Source organism: Streptomyces sp. NPDC127092, assembly GCF_042722475.1.
In the GTDB taxonomy this organism is placed as follows: Bacteria; Actinomycetota; Actinomycetes; order Streptomycetales; family Streptomycetaceae; genus Streptomyces.
Window position 1 is genome coordinate 4,338 of the sequence record NZ_JBHXFE010000091.1, and the last position, 1,164, is coordinate 5,501.

Here is a 1,164-nt window from a genome sequence, read left to right on the forward strand (position 1 = left end):
GACCGTGCCGGAATCGGGACGCAGCAAACCCATGATCGTCTTGAACAGCGTCGACTTCCCCGATCCGTTCATGCCCACGAGTCCGCACACGCGTCCTGCCTGGATGTCGAGGGTGGCGTGGTCGAGGGCGAGGACCTCGCCGTAGTGGACCGTGACGTCATGTACCGAGATCGCGGTCGTCATCAGTTGCGTGCCGTCAGCGCGTCGATGATGGTGGTCGCATCGTGGCGGATCAGCTCCAGGTAGGTCGGGACCGGCCCGTCCGCTTCGGACAGGGAGTCGACGTACAGCACACCACCGAACTCGGCGTCGGTCGCTTCGACGACCTGCTGCATCGGGGCGTCGGACACGGTGGACTCGCAGAACACCGCGGGTACGTCGCCTGCGCGTACGAACTCGATCGCGGAGGTGATCTGCTGCGGGGTGGCCTGCTGCTCCGCGTTGACCGCCCAGATGTACTTCTCGGTCAGCCCGGCGTCCCGGGCGAGGTAGGAGAACGCACCTTCGCAGGTCACCAACGCCCGCTGGTTCTCGGGCAGGACCGACAGCTCGTCGACCAGCTCATCCTGCACCGTCTGCAACTCGGCCTTGTACGCCTCGCCGTTGGCCTCGTATTCGCTCGCGTTGTCGGGGTCGAGGTCGCTGAACGCCTCGACCATGTTGTCGACGTAGATCTGCACGTTCACCGGACTCATCCACGCGTGCGGGTTCGGCATCCCCGCGTAGGCATCCTCGCTGATGTCGATCGTCTCGACCCCCTCGCTGACCACGACGTGGGGCACATCCAACCCGTCGACGAACTGCGCGAACCACGCCTCCAGATTCATCCCGTTGTCGAGAATCAGATCCGCCTCCGACGCTCTGCGGATGTCTCCGGGGGTGGGCTCGTAGCCGTGGATCTCCGCCCCTACCTTCGTGATCGACTCCACCCTCAGGTTGTCACCGGCGACGTTCTCGGCGATGTCCGCGAGAACGGTGAACGTCGTCAGCACCACGGGACGCTCATCGTCAGCTCCTGCATCGTTCTCGCCGGATGTTGCGCATCCGGCGAGAGAGAGCGCGAGCACGGACGCTGCCAGCAGCGGCAGGGAACGGCGGGAGAAGAAGCGGGAGTTTCGTGGCATGGATGGTTCCTTAGCTGAGCGGGTGACGAGGTGCGGGGTG

Annotated in this window: 2 protein-coding genes; both read right to left on the reverse strand. The window is 65.0% G+C overall.

Annotated features, from left to right (window positions below):
- On the reverse strand, positions 1–183 hold a 183-nt coding region (locus tag ACFWJO_RS37100; RefSeq protein ID WP_386872513.1), incomplete at its 3' end, for an ATP-binding cassette domain-containing protein.
- Positions 183–1,164, reverse strand: a 982-nt coding sequence (locus ACFWJO_RS37105) for a metal ABC transporter substrate-binding protein (RefSeq protein WP_386872515.1), incomplete at its 5' end; no start/stop codon positions are given. The genes ACFWJO_RS37100 and ACFWJO_RS37105, both read right to left, overlap by 1 nt.